We start from the raw sequence: 16317 nt of genomic DNA, 5'->3' as shown, positions 1-16317 counted from the left end.
ATCCCGCCGAGCACCGTCTTGCCGGCGATCGAGATCGCCTCGATCAGCGGCTTACCGGGATCGAGCGACAGAGCGAGCTGCGCGCGCTCCCCCTGCGCCGACGGCCAGTCGATGGTCACCGAGTCCTGCGTCCGTGCAACACGCACGTCGCCGGGCAGTGCCTTGCCGGACGCGTTGAGTACCGTCGTCGGCGCCTGCGCGTGCGCCGCGCCGGCTATCGCCAAGCTGGCGGCCGTCAGCGCGGTTGCCAGCCCGAGCGCCGTGAAAATCCGTTTCCTGTTCAAGCCATCCTCCTGTTTTTCGTCATTCGCGGGGCCGTCATCGGGATCAGAAATTGAAGCGGACGCCGAGCGAGTAGGTCGTGTCGTCGTTCCGCACCTCGCGGACGAAATCCCCGCGCGATTCGAAGTTGCGCGTCTTCTGGCCCGTGATGTTCGTACCGGCGAGGCTAACCGTGATGTTCGGCGTCACATCGTAATTCAGGCCGAAATCGAGCCGCCCGGCGGCGCGAATGCCGTTGAGTCCCACAGGGATCGAAACCGGCCGGAGCGAAAGGCCATTGGTGATGTCGCCGTCGAAATATTTGGAGCGATAGGTGTAGATCATCCGCGCCGAGATGCCGTATTTCTCGTAAATCAGGCCGATGTTGTAATTATATTTGGATACTCCGAGCAGCGGCAGGCCCTGAAGGCGGTCGCCGGGTGTCGTCACCTCGCTGTCGATGACCGTGAAGTTCCCGATCACGCCCGCGCCGTCGAGACCCTCGGGAAGGAAGTCGAGGAAGAGCTGGCCGCCCACTTCGACGCCCTTGATCTTGGCGGACCCCAGGTTGCGGGGGGTCGAGATCACATATTGCAGGCCGTCGATCGTCCGGACCTCGGTCCCGCTGATGATGCGATCGGTGATGTCGCGATAGAAACCGACCACCGAGACATAGTTGCTGCGGCCGAAATAATATTCGAGCGACGCATCGAAGCTGTCCGCCTTTTGCGGCCTGAGGTCGGGGTTGCCGCCCGATCCGGAGTTCTGGATCGTGCTGACATAGGAAACGACATAGCTGAGGCCGGGGTTGAGCTGGCCGAAGCTGGGCCGCGAAAGCGTCTTCGAATAGTTGAAGCGCGACTGGAGGCCGCCGCCGAACTCGATGCGCGCGCTGGCATTAGGCAGCAGATCGGTGTCGCTGGTCGAGCGCTGGACCAGCACGACGCGCGACGTGCTCGTCGCCGGATCGGTCACGCGGCCCGAGCCCGCAATGTCACGATCGGTGCGGGTAAGGCGGGCGCCAACCATGCCGTCGACCGAGATCGTATCGCTGAGCGAGAATTCGTACCCCGCCTGCAGGAAACCGGCATAGCTCTTTTCCTGCGCATCATAGTCGCGCGTCGGGTCGAAGGCCGGCGTGTCCGGCGAGATGCGGTACAGCGTCCGCAACTGCCGCTTGATCGATTCCTGCATCAGATATCTGGGGTCGATCTGCAGGAAGGATGCGCCGCCATTCATCTGCGGAACCCCAGGTGCCTGCGACAGAATATCGGCGGGAAGCCCGGCGGTGGCCAGCGGCGTCACGAACGAACCGCCCGGAGCCGGCGGGCCACCGAGATACTGCTCGAACCCGGCCTTGCGCCTCGCGACGCGAACGCCCGCTTGAAGATAGTCGAGGACGCCGTCGAAGTCGTATTTGGCATCGCTCATGACCGACCACAAAGTGCCACGGCTGCGGTTGATGTCTTCGGTCATGCCGTTGGCGAACGCCAGGCCGGCCGGGTCGTTCATGGGGTTGCCCGGCATCGTCGCCTGCACCTCGTGATCAACGTCGCGGACCTGGACCAGCTCGGCGATCCGCTTGCCGATGTCGACGCGAAAGCTGTTGTTCCTGTTGATCGAGGATTCATAGGAGATGTCGGTATTCCAGATGAGCGCGCCAATCTCCTTGTTGAAGCCGGTGGCGATCACATAGATGTCGGTGCGCGCCTTGTTGGCGACGGTTGCGGTGTAATATTCGAGGTTGCGCGTCGTATAGCCGGTGGCGTTGCAGAGCTGGCGAATCGTGCCGGTCCCCGTCGGATTGGTCGGGCTGCGCACATTCCCCGAATAATAGCCATCCGGGCCGACCGCGAAATCCTCGCATGTATCCCCCGCAGTCGCCTCGAACGACGTGCCGGTGAAGGCGCGGAAGGTCGGGCGCGCCTGGAATACGTCGCCACGATAGCCCGCGAACAGGCCCTCGACATAGATTTTGGTGACGGTGTCCGGCGCCCATTCGAGCGAGAAATTGGCCTGCGGGCGCTCATAACGGCCGAATTCGATGGCGGCGGCGAAGCCGGTGGGCGCGTGCAGGTTCTGGGGCGAACCGGCGGGGCCGACGCTGGTAGCGCGCGTCCAGTCATTCCAGGCAACGGGCCGGGCATATTTGTTGCGTTGGTAGGAGACGCTGGCCATGGCCGCGATCTCGCCCTCGCCCGCGGACCAGCGGTTGGCGACGAGCAGGCTCAGCGCCGGATTGAGCGTGTTCTTCGAACCGGCCTCCTGCAGATAGGTCGCCCGCGCGCTGCCCGCGATCGTCAGTTCCTTGAAATCGAGCGCGCGGCGCAGGCGCATATTGACGCCGCCCGCCACACCGCCTTCGAGCCGCTCGGCCGAATTGGACTTGTAGACATCGACTCCCGCAAGCGCTTCGGCCGGCAGATCCTGAAACGAGAAGCCGCGACCGACACCGGTGAAAATCTCGCGCCCGTTAAGCGTGGTTATGATGTCGTCGAGGCCGCGGATGCGGGCCCCGACGATCTCGTTGTTGCCGCCGACAACCACCTGCACCCCGGGCACGCGCTGGAGCGCCGATGCCGTGGTGAGGTCGGGGAGCTTGCCGATATCCTCGGCGACGATCGAATCGACCACGGCGGTCGACTCGCGCTTGATCTCGGCGGCGCGGGCAAGACTTTGACGGATACCGGTGACGACGATGTCCTCGCCATCCTGCGCATCACTTGCCGCATCCACGGCCGCCGGATTGGCGGATGGTTCGGCGGCCGGCGCGGTCTGCGCCTGTGCCATATGTGCGCCGCTGACGAGCGCGACCAGCGCCACGGAAGCGCGAAGACTAATCTTCAATGGACCTCTCCCTATAAGACATCATACAAATTTTAACAGATTGATCATATAATTCAGTCGGACGCAATTCGGTGCCTGAGTTGTCCTTCAGGTCATTTATGTTGGTGTGGTTCAGCCCGTCGGGCTGTGGGAGGACATGAAATCTTGGAGATCGCGGTGCCGCTTGAGGCTGCTGCTCATGTGGCTCCGCGCCGCCACCCGTGCGGCGTCGGGATCGCGGCGGATGATGGCGTCGAGGATCGCCTCATGCTCTTCGCCGATCACCGCCTTGTAACGCGCGCCGACATAGCTCTGCCCTTGGCGCAGATAGAGCGAGCGCGGCGGGACCAGGCGGACGCCCAGGAAATCGATCAGCTTGGCGTAATAGGTGTTCTTGCTGGCCCGCGCGATGACATTGTGGAATTCGACATCGGCCTTGACCGAATCCTCGAGGCCGATCGCCGCCTCGCCAAGGATCTTGAGCTGCTGGCGCATGCTCATCACATCAACCTCGCTGCGCCGTTCTGCGGCCAGCGCAGCCATCTCGGTTTCGACGCTGAGCCGCAGCTCGAGCAACTGGATCACGTCGCTGAGATTTTCGACCTCTTCGCGCGTGATCTGGAATGCCTGATAGCGGGCGGTCTCGCTGACGAAGAGACCCTTTCCCTGTCGCGCCTCGACCAATCCGGCGGCGGCGAGGCGGGCGATCGCTTCGCGGACCACGGTCCGGCTCACGCCAAGCACGTCGACGAATTCTGCCTCGGTAGGAAGCTGCGAGCCGGGCCAGTGCGTCCCGGACAGAATGCTTGCGCGGATATGTTCACAAGCGGCGTCGACCAGTGACGGCCGCCGCTTGCGAAGCGCCAGCCGATCGTCATGCACAGCGTCGGTCCCGCCCTGCCTCACGCGCCCATCCTCCCGTTGTCAGCACTTGATGCGCCATACCCGACTCACCTTACTAATTATCAGTCATATGACAACTTAAATAATTTCATTTCATTTTAGAAAGATGTTCGGCCCGGCGATTGGCCACACCCGGGTGTCGTGCAGGGCAACCCGTTGCCTTTGGATTTGGTAGGCTCTCTCTCAGCGGCTTGCCATTTTGATCGCACTTATATTATAAATACCGACCGGAGCGAGAAGGAGGGATGCATGCGGTTTCTGGGTTCGGCCAATCATCTTGTACGCCGTTTTGGCCGGGCGGTCGTATCGAGCGTTGCGATCGCGGCGATAGCCGGCTTCGCGTTGCCCGCGGCGGCTGACGAGCCGGGTGTCTCTACTTTCGCCAATCCCCTGCTTCCCTCGGGCCCCGACCCGTGGATCCTGCAGGTCGGCGGATATTATTATTACACCCATACGCTCGGCGACCGGATCGCGTTGTGGCGGACCGACAATGTCGCCAGGCTCGGCGAGATCGAGCCGTTGACTGTCTGGACGCCGCCGAAGGAGGGGGCGAACGCCCATTCGATATGGGCGCCCGAGCTGCATCGCATCGATGGGAAATGGTTCCTCTATTATTCCGCGACCGCCAGCGGTTTCACCGACGACGATCATCGCGCGGTCTTTGTCCTGGAAAATGCGGGCCCCGATCCGATGCGCGGGAAATGGATCGACCGCGGCCGCGTCAATACGGCGCATGCCGGAATCGACGGCACCATCTTCGATCACGGAGGCAAACGCTATTTCGCCTATTCGCCCTATATCGGCCCCGACAGCGCCATCGCGATTGCCGAGATGGAGAACCCCTGGACCCTGAAGGGGCGCGAGGCGGTGATCGCGCGGCCCGACCATGTCTGGGAAAGGCTGGGCGGGCGGCAGATTGTTGAGGGACCCGAATTTCTGCTCGGCCCCAAGGGCGATCTTTTCCTGACTTATTCGGCCAGTGCCTGCTGGTCGGATGACTATTCGCTGGGGCTGCTCCGTGCGCCGCCGGGCGCCGATCCGCTCGACGCCGCCGCGTGGAGCAAGTCGCCGCAGCCTGTCTTCAAAAGCGCCAACGGCGTCTATGCGACCGGCCACAACGGCTTTTTCCGGTCGCCCGATGGACGGGAAAGCTGGATCATCTACCACGCCAACCCCGGCCCGGGCATGGGCTGCACCGCGAAACGGGCGCCGCATATCCAGCGTTTTGGATGGACCGCTGCGGGTTGGCCGGATTTCGGCGCCCCTGTCGCGGCCGGAACGCCATCGCCTGTCCCCGCCGGATCGCGCGCTCGCTGAGCGTAGGTTGACGTTGCGCAGGGGTCAGAAAGCGAACGGCGGCGCGGCGCGCTCCTCGCCAACGCGGTAAGCCTGTTCGACGAGTTCGAGCGGCGCGGTGTCGGCTTCGATTTCCGCGGCTTTGACCAGCGCATGGAAACGACCATAGAGGCGAGGATATTCGCAATTGTCGCCGCCATGCGGTGCGGCACCGGGTAGCTCGAGCGTGGCGCCGCCGTCGCGCAGGATCAATCGCCCGGCATCGGTGGCGACTTCGATGTCCCAGCGTGGCGCGCCGCCGAACAGGAAATCGAGGTCGGCTTCGATCGCATAGCCTTCGGCGCTGCGCAGGGTGCAGGCGGCGGCGATCGCGGCCGACCGATTGCCCGGAATGTCGAGGGTGGCGGCCTCGACGTCGAAGCGTGCCGGCAGGATGCGGGTCAGGATCGAGAGCGCGTTGATCGCGGGATCGAAGACGCCCATGCCTGCGCGCTCCAGAATCCACTCCTGCCCGGGATGCCACTGGCGGATATCCTCCTTCCACATGATCCGCCCGCCGATGACGGAGCGGCCCGACAGCCAGTCGCGCGCGGTATCGACCGCGGCGGCTTCGCGCGAGTGCCAGGACGCGAACAGCGTGACGCCTTTTGCCGCCGCATGGCGCGCAAGCGCGCGCACCTCGTCGGCGGTCACGCCGGGCGGCTTTTCGAGCATGACGTGCAGGCCGGCATCGATCGCGCGGCGCGCGATATCGGCGCGCCCTTCGGGCGGCGTACACAGCGACACGGCGTCGAGTTGGAGGCTGGCGGCGAGCAGCTCGTCGATGTCGCGATAGCCCGGCACGCCATCGACCGAATCGTTGCGGCTCGCCGTCGCGGCCAGCCGATAGCGCGGATCGGCGGCGATCGCCGGCAGGTGCCGGTCGCGTGCGATCTTGCCGATGCCGACCAGCGCGAGACGGATTTCCGCTCCTTCGCGCCCTTGCGAAAAATCTTTCCTCTCTTTCATCGCGTCCTCTTTATTTATCATATATATCTGCTTATACGAGATCGAAGCTTATGCAAGGGTCGACGCAGGCCCGAACAGGGGAGAGATGATGTCGCTTCGCAGACTGTCGATGGCTTGCTTCGCGCTCGCCGCGCTCATGGCGCCGGCCCTGGCGCAGGATAACACGCAGCCGGCATCGGCACCTGACACCTATGTCCATCCCGACAAAGCCTATCTGTTCGCGCATATGAAGACCGGTCATTACGGCATCCTCTATTATTCGGTCAGCCGCGACGGCCTCTATTGGACCGAGCTGAACGGCGGAAAGCCGGTGTCGAAGGATTATCACGGCCACGCTTCGATCGCACAGGGGGCCGACGGGCGCCATTATCTGGTCGGCAACAAGAGCGACGAGGACCCGCTGATCCGTTTCTGGGTGTCGGACGACCTGGTGAACTGGGCTCCCTATGGCACCTATCAGCCCGATCTGCAGTCCGCCGTCGGCCTCGCCAATCCGTTGCAGCGCATCGGCGCGCCGAAGCTCTATTTCGACAAGCCGTCGAAGCGCTTCCTGCTGAGCTGGCACACGCCGACCGTGCCGGGGTCGGCGAGCGACCCCGAGCGTTATTGGGAAAGTCAGCGCACGCTTTACGTCCTGTCGCTCGACCTCAAAAGCTTTCCGGAGCCGCAGCGGCGCCTGTTCGAATGGGAAATGGCGACGATCGACACGGTGATCCAGCCGAACCCGGAGGGCGGCTATTGCGCGATCCTGAAGGACGAGCGTTACCCTTCCTATGCCTGGACGACGGGCAAGACCGTCCGCATCACCTGCGCGAAGGAAATGACTGGCCCCTATCCGACCCCCGGCCCGTCGCTCAGCCCCAATTTCCGCGAGGCGCCGACGATCGTTCGCGCGCCGAACGGTGCCGACTGGCTGCTCTATTACGAGCAATATGCGGGCACCAGCTATGGCCTTTCGAAGGCGCCGCGGCTCGAGGGGCCGTGGTTCCAGATGTCGGGCAACAGCGGCGTGACCGAATGGAATCGCTACGCGGTGCCCGCCGGCGCGCGGCACGGATCGATGATCGAGATCAGCAAGGCGCAGTATGACCGGCTGGTCGCGGCCTTCAAATGACATTGAGTGCAAGTCAGGAAATAATGTGACGGACGACAAGCAAGATGGCGGATCGAAGCGGCCGGCCCTGAGGTCGCGATCATGGTTCGACAATCCCGATAATCCCGACATGACCGCGCTCTATGTCGAGCGCTATCTGAACTATGGTCTGTCGCTCGAGGAGTTGCAGTCGAACCGTCCGATCATCGGGATCGCGCAGACGGGCAGCGATCTTGTGCCGTGCAATCGCCACCACCTCATTCTCGCCGATCGGGTGAAGCAGGGGATCCGCGACGCGGGCGGCATCCCGATCGAATTTCCGGTGCACCCCATTCAGGAAACGGGCAAGCGGCCGACGGCCGGGCTCGACCGCAACCTCGCCTATCTCGGTCTCGTCGAGACGCTCTATGGTTATCCGCTCGACGGCGTCGTCCTCACCATCGGCTGCGACAAGACGACCCCGGCGTGCCTGATGGCCGCGGCGACGGTGAATATCCCCGCGGCCGCTCTGTCGGTGGGGCCGATGATTAACGGCTGGTACAAGGGACAGCGTACCGGGTCGGGCACGATCGTGTGGAAAGCGCGCGAGATGCTCGCGGCGGGCGAGATCGATTATAAGGGCTTTGTCGAACTCGTCGCCTCCTCGGCGCCTTCGACCGGCTATTGCAATACGATGGGCACCGCGACGACGATGAACAGCCTGGCCGAGGCGCTGGGCATGGCGTTGCCGGGATCGGCGGCGATCCCCGCGCCCTATCGCGACCGCCAGGAATGCGCGTGGCAGACCGGCCGCACGATCGTCGAGATGGTCCATGCCGATCGCAAGCCCTCCGACATCCTGACCCGCGCCGCGTTTCTCAATGCGATCAAGGTCAATGCCGCGCTCGGCGGCTCGACGAATGCGCCGATCCATCTCAACGCGATCGCGCGGCATATCGGGGTCGAGTTGACGATGGACGACTGGCAGCGCGAAGGCGAGGGTGTTCCCCTGCTCGTCAACCTGCAGCCCGCGGGCGAATATCTTGGCGAGGATTTCTACCGCGCCGGCGGCGTTCCGGCGGTGATCGGCGAGCTGCTGCGCCAGGGGTTGCTCGACGGCGGGACGCTGACGGCCAACGGCCGCACGCTTGCCGAGAACTGCGCCGAAGCCGTGACGCAGGATGCGGCGGTGATCAGGCCCTTTGCGTCGCCGCTTCGCGAGGATGCGGGGTTGATGGTGCTGCGCGGCAATCTGTTCGATTCGGCGGTGATGAAGGCGAGCGTGATCTCCGACGCCTTCCGCGCCCGTTACCTGTCGAACCCCGATCAGCCGAATGTCTTCGAAGGCCGTGCGATCGTTTTTGACGGTCCCGAAGATTATCACGCGCGCATCGACGATCCGGCGCTCGGCATCGACGAGGATTGCATTCTGGTCATCCGCGGCACCGGGCCGATCGGCTATCCGGGCGGGGCCGAAGTCGTGAACATGCAGCCCCCCGTCGCGCTCATCAAGCGGGGGATCCGTACCTTGCCCTGCATCGGCGACGGGCGGCAGTCGGGTACGTCGGGCAGTCCCTCGATCCTCAACGCATCGCCCGAGGCGGCGGCGGGCGGCGGTCTCGCGCTGCTGGCGACCGGCGACATCATCCGTGTCGATCTTGTCGGTCGCACGGCAGACATGCTGGTCGACGACGCCGAACTCGCGGTACGGCGCGCCCGGCTTGAGGCGGCTGGCGGCTATGCCTATCCGGCTTCGCAAACGCCTTGGCAGGAAATCCAGCGTGATCTGGTCGGTCAGTTCGATGGCGGCGCCGCGCTGGAGGCCGCGATCAAATATCAGCGCCTCGCCCAAAATGCCGGCCTGCCGAGGGACAGCCATTGAGTGCCTTCGACATCGTCGAGCGGGACACGCGCGATCGGCTGGGCGAGGGGCCTTTGTGGTCGCCGCGCGACAATGCGCTCTATTGGGTCGACATCCTCGGCTGCGGGCTCAATCGGTTCGACCTCGCTGGCGGGGACATAACCCGCTGGACGCTCGCCGAGCCGATCGGCTGGGTAATCGAGCGCGCGCCGGGCGACGGTTTCATTGCGGGGCTGCAAAGCGGTTTCGCCGAACTGCGGCTCGATCCCTTCGTGGTGACGCCGTTCCACGACCCCGAGCCCGACCTGCCCGCGAACCGGATGAACGACGCCAAGGCCGACGATGCGGGGCGCATATGGGCGGGGACGATGCCGTTCGATTGCGAGGGCGCGAGCGGCAGCCTCTATCGGCTCGACCCCGATCGCCGCGTCACGCGGGTCGATACCGGCTATACGATCGCGAACGGCCCCGCGCTGATGCCTGGGGGCGAGCATCTGTTCCATACCGACAGCAAGCTGGGGTATGTCTATCGCTATCGCATCGCCGACGACGGCAGCCTGCGGGATCGCGTCATTTTCCTCGATTTCGCGGGTTGCGACGGCACCCCCGACGGGATGACCTTCGATGCCGAAGGCGGGCTGTGGATCGCGCTCTGGGGTGCCGGGCGCATCGAACGTTATGCGCCCGATGCCAGCCTTGATCGCAGCATCGCGCTGCCCGCGTTGCGACTCACCAGCTGTGCCTTTGCGGGCGCCGATCTCGACCGCCTGTTCGTCACTTCGGCCGCAGAGGGCGACGCCGCGTCGCCGCACGCCGGCGCCTTGTTCGAGGTCGACGTCGGCGTCCGGGGATTCAGCCCACGCCAATTCGCAAGTTAATTATCATATTAAACGGCTTTACTCAAATAAGGGTGCGTGATAGACCATGAACAGGGAGAGATCATCATGAAGGCGAAGCTTGCGGCAACGCTCGCAATCGGGGCGGCCGGCTGGGCGCTGGCGCTTGCCCCCACGGGCGCGGCGGAAACCCAGCGAAAGCCTTTTGGCGAGCTGCCCGACGGACGGCAGGTCGAGGCAGTGACGCTGACAAATGCCAAGGGCGTTTCGGCGACGATCATCAACTGGGGTGCCGCGATCCAGGCGCTGATGATGCCCGACAAAAAGGGCAAGGTCGCCGACGTCCAGCTCGGCTATCCGACGATCGATGGCTATCTTGCCAAATCCGAATATTTCGGTGCGACGGTCGGCCGCTTCGCCAATCGCATCGCCAAGGGCGAGTTCAGCCTCGACGGCAAGCAGTATCAGACGCCGGTCAACAACATCGGCAACTCGCTCCATGGCGGCACCGCGGGTTTCGACAAGGTGTTGTGGGAGATCGTCGAGGTAAAGAAAGGCGACGCGGCGTCGGTCACGCTGCGCTATATCAGCCCCGACGGCGACCAGGGCTATCCCGGTAAACTCACCGTGCTTGCAACCTATTCGCTTAACGAGAAGAGCGAGCTGGGCATCGAGTATCGCGCGACGACCGACAAGCCGACGATCGTCAACATCACGAACCACGGCTATTGGAATCTCGCCGGCGAGGGGTCGGGGCTGGGCGCGATGGGGCATGTGCTCACCATCCCCGCCCAAGCGTATACGCCGGTCGACGAGACGCTGATCCCGACCGGCACTTTCCAGCCCGTTGCAGGCACGGTGTTTGACTTCACCGCGCCGCACGCCGTCGGCGAACGGGTTCGCGACGCAAGTGATCCGCAAATCGTAACCGGCAAGGGTTATGATCATAATTTCGTCGTCGCAAAGACGGTATCGAAAGCGCTGCGCCAACTCGCGCGGGTCGAGGAGCCGGTTTCGGGCCGCGGCTTCGAGCTGTGGTCGAACCAGCCCGGTGTCCAGTTCTATTCGGGCAACTTCCTCGACGGTAGCGTCGTCGGCAAGGCGGGCAAACTCTATCGCCAGGGCGATGCGATCGTGCTCGAGCCCCAGATTTTTCCGGACACGCCGAACCAGCCTGCACTCGGTTCCGCTCGGCTGGCTCCCGGCGAAACCTATATAAACAAGATGGTTTACCGCCTCTTTTTCGGAGAGTGAGATGCTTCGTACGCTGATGGCGCTGGTCTGCGCCGCGCTGTTCCTGATATCACCCGCGCATGCCGCCGAACGCTGGACCAAAGCGCAGGCGCATAGCTGGTACGACGCGCAGCCCTGGCTCGTCGGCGCCAATTACAATCCCGCCACCGCGATCAACCAGTTCGAGATGTGGCAGGCGGAAACCTTCGATCCCGCAACGATCGACAAGGAGCTCGGCTGGGCGTCGGCGATGGGCATGAACACCATGCGCGTCTATCTGCACAATCTGCTCTGGGAAAATGATCCCGAGGGGCTGAAGCAGCGGATGGACCAGTTCCTTGCCATCGCGGCGAAGCACAAGATCAAGCCGATGTTCGTGCTGTTCGACAGCTGTTGGGATCCGAATCCGGTTGCGGGCCCGCAGCATCCGCCGATCCCCGGCGTTCACAACAGCGGCTGGATGCAGGCGCCGGGCGCCGCGCGGCTCGCCGACAAGTCGCAGCATGGCAAGCTGGAAGCCTATGTGAAGGACGTCGTCGGCCGTTTCGCGAACGATGATCGCGTCCTCGCCTGGGACGTCTGGAACGAGCCGAACAATGATGGCGGCGGCAATTACAAGCCGACGCCGAACAAGAAAGCGATGGTCGCCGGCCTGCTCGGTCAGGTGTTCGACTGGACGCGGAGCGCGAAGCCGAAACAGCCGCTGACCAGCGGGCTGTGGATCGGCGACGATTGGTCGGACATGAAAAAGCTCGACGCGGTCGAAACGATCCAGGTCGCGCAGTCGGACGTCATTTCCTTCCACGACTATAATTGGCCCGAAACCTTTGAAGGCCGCGTCAAGCAGCTCCAAGTCTATGGCCGACCGCTGCTGTGCACCGAATATATGGCGCGCGGCAATGGATCGACCTTCGACGGCTCGCTGCCGCTGGGCAAGAAATATGGCGTCGCGATGATCAATTGGGGCTTCGTCGATGGCAAGTCGCAGACGCGGTTGCCGTGGGACAGCTGGAAGAAGCCCTACACCGGCGATGAGCCGACAATCTGGTTCCACGAGGTTCTGCGCAGCGACGGCACGCCCTATCGCAAGGCGGAAGTCGACCTGATCAAGCGCCTGACCGCCGCGCCGAAGGGCGTCGTGCCGACGAAATAACGGCTTTTCCAAACATTCAAATTTTTGTGTCTCGATGAATTATATTACAAATAAGATATTTAAATCAACACGATCGGGTGAAGCATCACCTGGCAGCTCTATGGGGAGACGACCGATGAAAGCCAGATTGTTCATGTTTACGAGTGCGTCGATGGCGGCCCTGCTCGCGTCGGCGTCCGCCGCAGCGCAGACGTCGGACGAGCAGATGGAAACCGGTAGCGTGGCCAGTGAAGGCACCGCCGCGACCGATCGCGAAATCGTCGTGACCGGCCAGCGCGCCAGCCTGCAGGCCGCACGCAACATCAAACGCAATTCGGACCAGGTGGTCGAGGTCATCGTCGCCGACGACATCGGCAAATTCCCCGATTCGACGGTGGCCGCCGCGCTGCAGCGCGTGCCCGGCATCCAGACCGTCAACGGCTTCAACAACGAGGTCGTCAGCCCGCTTGTGCGCGGCATCGGCGATATTTTGACGACCCTCGACGGACGCGAGATCTTCACCGGCGTCGGCCGCGGCTTTGCCTTTCAGGATCTGCCCGCCGAGGCGTTGGCAGGGGCGGAAGTCTATAAATCCAACTCGGCCAATCTGCTCGAAGGCGGGGTTGCCGGGGTCATCAACCTCAAGCTGCAAAAGCCGTTCAATTTCAAGGAAGGCATCAGCGTCGCGCTCAACGGGCGCGGCACCTATGGCAAGGAAGTCGACAAGTTCAGCTATACGGTCGGCGGGTTGATCAGCGGCCGCTGGAACGTCGGCGACGGCGAATTTGGCGCGCTCCTCAACATTTCCTACTCGGATCAGAATTTCAACCGGCCGATCTCGTTCAACTGCGATCCGCGCTCGGGCAGCAACGGCCCTCCGGGCGCCGCGGGGATCGTGCTGCCGACCTGCGTCGGCGGGCTGACCGACACCGGCAGCTACAGCCGCCCGCAGGCCAATCTCGCGCTCCAGTGGAAACCGACCCCCGAACTAGAGCTGTACGTCGACGGCCTCTACAGCGGCTATCGCTCGCGCTTCGCGACCAATTTCATCTTCTCCGACATTTTCGCGGCACAAAGCATCACCAATGCCGTGGCGGGCGACGAATGTTTCATGGCGCAGGTCGACGGCGGGGGCTTTCCGACCAGAAATGGCGGGACCACCCAGAATCTGTGCCTTGGCGAAAGCGCGACCTTCAACAATGTCCCCGGCCTCACCAGCACGCAGGCCAAGCGCGACAAGACCGACCAATGGCTGATCGCGGGCGGCATGCGGTACGATAACGACCGCATTCATTTCGAAACCGATCTTTCCTATTTCGACACGACGTTCAAGGCGCGCAACATCATCGTCGATATTGGCAAGACGATCCCCGCGGTGAACGTCCAGATCAACGACAATGGGCATGGGACGACGGTGATGACGGGCGATCCGCTCAGCGATCCCAATGATTTCCGCTTTGCGAACAGCTTGTTCCAGGACATTAACACCTCGAAAAGCTCGCTGAAGGCGTGGCGGACCGACTTCAGCTACGACGTCGAAAGCTTCATCGACCAGATCCAGGTCGGCTTCCGCTATGCGGACCGCAAGGCGTCGTTCGAAGGCTTTGCCGGCGGCCCCGCCGCGCCCGGCGGCAACCGTGTCACCTTGGTCAATTCGGTCGGCCTGCCGACGGATTTTCTGATCCTGTCGCCGGCGTCGATCCCGTTCATCAACAACGGGGCGAACTGGTACACCCCCGATCCCGATTTCCTGCGTGAAAACACCGACCTCCTGCGCCAGCTCTATGGTGCGCCCTCGGGCGATCCCGCGCCCGATCCGTCGCGCAGCTACCGCGCGAACGAAAAGACGATGTCGGGCTATGCGCAGATCAAATATGCCGCCGACCTCGGCGGCGACGCGCTGCTCGACGGCCTGGTCGGGGTGCGCTGGGTGACCAACGACCGCGACCTGCAAGGAACGGGCCGGGTCAGCGGCGTGCTGACCCCGGTGCGGCGGTCGACCAGCGAAACCGATTTCCTGCCCAACGCGAGCATCCGGCTGAAGCTTTCGCCCGAATTGCAGCTCCGCGCCAGCTATGCGCGCACGCTGTCGCGTCCGACGTTCGGCGATCTCAATCCGGGCCTGTTTTATGAGGTGCCGAACAACGCCAACATCCGCCCCAACGGCAGCGGCGGCAACCCCGACCTGCGTTCGCAGAAATCGGACGCGTGGGATGCCACGGCGGAATATTATTTCGGCCCGTCGAGTTATGTGTCGGCCGCCGTCTATTATCGCGAGATCAAGAACCGCGTCGCGATCGGCGTCGAGCCCGAGGTCATCGACGGCATCACCTATAATATCTCACGTCCGCGCAACCTGGGCGGGGCGCAACTGAAGGGTGTCGAGGTCAGCGGCCAGGTCTTCTTCGATTTCCTGCCCGAAGGGCTCGACGGCCTCGGCATGTTCGGAAACTTCACCATCGCCGACAGCAAGATCAAGACCCCGACCGATCCGCTCGTCGGCGAACCGCTGCTCGGCGTGTCGAAATACAGCTACAACATCGGCGGCTTGTACGAAAAATACGGCTTCACTGCGCGCGTCGTTTACACCTGGCGCGGCAAGTTCAACGAGGGCCTGTTCGGCGGCGGTTTGCTGGTGCCGGGCGACGGCGCGAAGTTCAACCGCGTCAAGGCGAACGGCCGGCTCGATTTTTCGGTCAGCTATGACATCAACGAGAATCTGGCGCTCAGCGTCGACGGGGTGAACGTCCTGCGCAGCAAATATCACAGCTATTTCCACACGCCGAGCTTCCCGCACGACATTCGGGTCGACGACAGCTTCTATGGGGCCAGCCTCCGCGCGCGCTTCTAAGCTGTCTCTCGCGTTCGGCAGGTCGGGCGTCGCAGTGATCGCGACTCCCGGCCGAGCTATCCGAATAGAGGCCGATGCCACCTACGGGCTGACCGAGGCTGCGCCGCGCGCTAACTCTCGGCCGGGTTGTCGCTCGTTTCGATCAGGTCAAGGACGTCGCCGATGATCTTCTTCATCGCCTTGCGCGCGCGGTCGGGATTGCGGCGTACGATAGCCTCGCTGACCGCAGCATGGTCCGCGACACTCGCCGAACGGCCCTTGATACGATTGGTAAAGCGGATCGAACTGCGCAAGGCGGTGGTCACGACATCGCGGAACTGGACGAAGAAGGGGTTGCCCGACGCGCGCAGGATGGCGACATGAAAGGCGATGTCGGCGTCGAGCGTATCATCGAGTCCGCGCTCCGCCGCTTCCATCCGCCGGAGTCCGGCGAGGATCGGCTCGAGCTCGGCATCGCTCGCATTGGCGGCGGCGAGCGCCGCAGCCTCGGGTTCGATCGCGACGCGCAACTGATTGAACTGGCGCAGCAGATCGACCGAAAATTTGCGCTCAAGCAGCCAGCGCAGGACGTCCGTGTCGAACAGGTTCCAAGTGGTGGATGGCTGGACGATCGTCCCCTGGCGCGGGCGCGCGCTGAGCAGGCCCTTGGCGGTCAGCATCTTTACCGCCTCGCGCGTCACCTGCCGGCTGACGCCATGCTGCTTCGCCAGTTCCGCCTCGGTCGGAAAGGGCTGGTCTTCGTAAGCGCCGATGACGATCGCGCGGCCCAGCGAATCGAGCAGGCCATAGGTCAGGTTGCGTCCCAATCGGGTTCGCAGTTCCGCCGGATCACCTGGTTGCACGCTCTTCCCTCTCTTGTCCGCTGTGCCAGATCAGGCACTTTACGGCACCCTGCCGCGCGCGGTTCACTCGCGCTTCGTATCGCCCGCAGCTAGGCTCTAGACAAGTGGCATAGATCATATAAATATAAAGTCCTATAAATCGTATAAATAAACGGCCGCTCTTTTTTGCGCGGTTGCGGAAAACCGCGAGGGAAGG

Annotated in this window: 12 protein-coding genes; 7 read left to right on the top strand and 5 right to left on the bottom strand. The window is 63.4% G+C overall.

Annotated elements, in window-relative coordinates; all coding sequences use genetic code 11:
* From ACREBX_RS18685 to ACREBX_RS18675, 3 genes are all read right to left on the bottom strand, one after another.
* On the bottom strand, positions 1-284 hold a 284-nt coding region (locus ACREBX_RS18685; protein ID WP_431563237.1), incomplete at its 3' end, for a hypothetical protein.
* A 43-nt stretch (positions 285-327) separates the two neighbouring features.
* Positions 328-3108, bottom strand: a complete 2781-nt coding sequence (locus ACREBX_RS18680) for a TonB-dependent receptor (protein WP_431563236.1) — start codon at positions 3106-3108, stop codon at positions 328-330.
* A gap of 111 nt (positions 3109-3219) precedes the next feature.
* A complete protein-coding gene (locus ACREBX_RS18675; RefSeq protein WP_431563235.1) occupies positions 3220-3993 on the bottom strand; it encodes a FadR/GntR family transcriptional regulator in 774 nt (257 codons plus the stop codon).
* A 246-nt stretch (positions 3994-4239) separates the two neighbouring features.
* Here ACREBX_RS18675 and ACREBX_RS18670 point away from each other — a divergent pair, with 246 nt between their 5' ends.
* Entirely contained in the window at positions 4240-5307 is a 1068-nt protein-coding gene (locus ACREBX_RS18670) for a glycoside hydrolase family 43 protein (RefSeq protein ID WP_431563234.1), read from the top strand.
* Positions 5308-5331: 24 nt separating this feature from the next.
* On the opposite strand, the gene ACREBX_RS18665 is transcribed toward ACREBX_RS18670, so the two are convergent.
* Complete coding sequence (locus ACREBX_RS18665; RefSeq protein ID WP_431563233.1) at positions 5332-6294, bottom strand: Gfo/Idh/MocA family protein; 963 nt, start codon at positions 6292-6294, stop codon at positions 5332-5334.
* A gap of 136 nt (positions 6295-6430) precedes the next feature.
* Here ACREBX_RS18665 and ACREBX_RS18660 point away from each other — a divergent pair, with 136 nt between their 5' ends.
* The 6 genes from ACREBX_RS18660 (at position 6431) to ACREBX_RS18635 (ending at position 15279) form a co-directional block, all read left to right on the top strand.
* On the top strand, positions 6431-7408 hold the full coding sequence (locus tag ACREBX_RS18660) for a glycosyl hydrolase family 43 (protein ID WP_431563240.1): 978 nt from the start codon (positions 6431-6433) through the stop codon (positions 7406-7408).
* Positions 7409-7517: 109 nt separating this feature from the next.
* Entirely contained in the window at positions 7518-9248 is a 1731-nt protein-coding gene (locus ACREBX_RS18655) for an IlvD/Edd family dehydratase (RefSeq protein WP_431563239.1), read from the top strand.
* Positions 9245-10105 carry an SMP-30/gluconolactonase/LRE family protein gene (locus ACREBX_RS18650; protein ID WP_431563232.1) on the top strand — a complete coding sequence of 287 codons (861 nt, stop codon included), beginning with the start codon at positions 9245-9247 and terminating at the stop codon, positions 10103-10105. Before ACREBX_RS18655 ends, ACREBX_RS18650 begins: the two co-directional genes overlap by 4 nt.
* Positions 10106-10171: 66 nt before the next feature.
* Positions 10172-11317, top strand: coding sequence for an aldose epimerase family protein (locus tag ACREBX_RS18645; RefSeq protein ID WP_431563231.1), 1146 nt, complete (start codon positions 10172-10174; stop codon positions 11315-11317).
* 1 nt (position 11318) lies between these two features.
* Positions 11319-12449, top strand: coding sequence for an endo-1,4-beta-xylanase (locus ACREBX_RS18640; RefSeq protein ID WP_431563230.1), 1131 nt, complete (start codon positions 11319-11321; stop codon positions 12447-12449).
* A 115-nt stretch (positions 12450-12564) separates the two neighbouring features.
* Complete coding sequence (locus ACREBX_RS18635) at positions 12565-15279, top strand: TonB-dependent receptor (RefSeq protein WP_431563229.1); 2715 nt, start codon at positions 12565-12567, stop codon at positions 15277-15279.
* A 110-nt stretch (positions 15280-15389) separates the two neighbouring features.
* On the opposite strand, the gene ACREBX_RS18630 is transcribed toward ACREBX_RS18635, so the two are convergent.
* Positions 15390-16121 (bottom strand): FadR/GntR family transcriptional regulator, encoded by a 732-nt coding sequence (locus ACREBX_RS18630; protein ID WP_431563228.1) that lies wholly within the window; start codon positions 16119-16121, stop codon positions 15390-15392.
* Positions 16122-16317: the final 196 nt, after the last annotated feature.

This window comes from Sphingopyxis sp. (assembly GCF_050725655.1).
Lineage (GTDB): Bacteria > Pseudomonadota > Alphaproteobacteria > Sphingomonadales > Sphingomonadaceae > Sphingopyxis.
This window is presented reverse-complemented; position numbering and strand designations above follow the sequence as displayed.

Excerpts from the sequence above, each read along its gene's own strand:
- ACREBX_RS18670 (WP_431563234.1), top strand. The coding sequence starts at position 4,240 with ATGCGGTTTCTGGGTTCGGCCAATCATCTTGTACGCCGTTTTGGCCGG.
- ACREBX_RS18665 (WP_431563233.1), bottom strand. The coding sequence starts at position 6,294 with ATGAAAGAGAGGAAAGATTTTTCGCAAGGGCGCGAAGGAGCGGAAATC.
- ACREBX_RS18660 (WP_431563240.1), top strand. The coding sequence starts at position 6,431 with ATGGCGCCGGCCCTGGCGCAGGATAACACGCAGCCGGCATCGGCACCT.
- ACREBX_RS18655 (WP_431563239.1), top strand. The coding sequence starts at position 7,518 with ATGACCGCGCTCTATGTCGAGCGCTATCTGAACTATGGTCTGTCGCTC.
- ACREBX_RS18645 (WP_431563231.1), top strand. The coding sequence starts at position 10,172 with ATGAAGGCGAAGCTTGCGGCAACGCTCGCAATCGGGGCGGCCGGCTGG.
- ACREBX_RS18640 (WP_431563230.1), top strand. The coding sequence starts at position 11,319 with ATGCTTCGTACGCTGATGGCGCTGGTCTGCGCCGCGCTGTTCCTGATA.
- ACREBX_RS18635 (WP_431563229.1), top strand. The coding sequence starts at position 12,565 with ATGAAAGCCAGATTGTTCATGTTTACGAGTGCGTCGATGGCGGCCCTG.